Here is an 891-nt window from a genome sequence, read left to right on the forward strand (position 1 = left end):
AGTTCTTTGAAAGCATTACATATCAACAAGTAGTACAAGAGACGTAGTAGGAATACTGACATACCGTCAAGACTACAATAAACAGATAGAGATTCTGAGCAAAAGGTATAAACAAAATCAACAACGAAGAGTTTGATCCTGGCTCAGGATGAACGCTAGCGACAGGCTTAACACATGCAAGTCGAGGGGCAGCATGATTTGTAGCAATACAGATTGATGGCGACCGGCGCACGGGTGAGTAACGCGTATGCAACTTACCTATCAGAGGGGGATAGCCCGGCGAAAGTCGGATTAATACCCCATAAAACAGGGGTCCCGCATGGGAATATTTGTTAAAGATTCATCGCTGATAGATAGGCATGCGTTCCATTAGGCAGTTGGCGGGGTAACGGCCCACCAAACCGACGATGGATAGGGGTTCTGAGAGGAAGGTCCCCCACATTGGTACTGAGACACGGACCAAACTCCTACGGGAGGCAGCAGTGAGGAATATTGGTCAATGGCCGAGAGGCTGAACCAGCCAAGTCGCGTGAAGGAAGAAGGATCTATGGTTTGTAAACTTCTTTTATAGGGGAATAAAGTGGAGGACGTGTCCTTTTTTGTATGTACCCTATGAATAAGCATCGGCTAACTCCGTGCCAGCAGCCGCGGTAATACGGAGGATGCGAGCGTTATCCGGATTTATTGGGTTTAAAGGGTGCGTAGGTGGTGATTTAAGTCAGCGGTGAAAGTTTGTGGCTCAACCATAAAATTGCCGTTGAAACTGGGTTACTTGAGTGTGTTTGAGGTAGGCGGAATGCGTGGTGTAGCGGTGAAATGCATAGATATCACGCAGAACTCCGATTGCGAAGGCAGCTTACTAAACCATAACTGACACTGAAGCACGAAAGC

1 rRNA gene is annotated in these 891 nt (G+C 47.4%); it reads left to right on the plus strand.

The window, feature by feature from the left end:
• Positions 1–120: 120 nt before the first annotated feature.
• Positions 121–891 (plus strand): 16S ribosomal RNA (locus KTG12_RS21410); the annotation flags it as partial.

Origin of the sequence: Parabacteroides sp. MSK.9.14 (genome assembly GCF_019041495.1) — a bacterium.
Classification (GTDB): Bacteria; Bacteroidota; Bacteroidia; order Bacteroidales; family Tannerellaceae; genus Parabacteroides; species Parabacteroides merdae.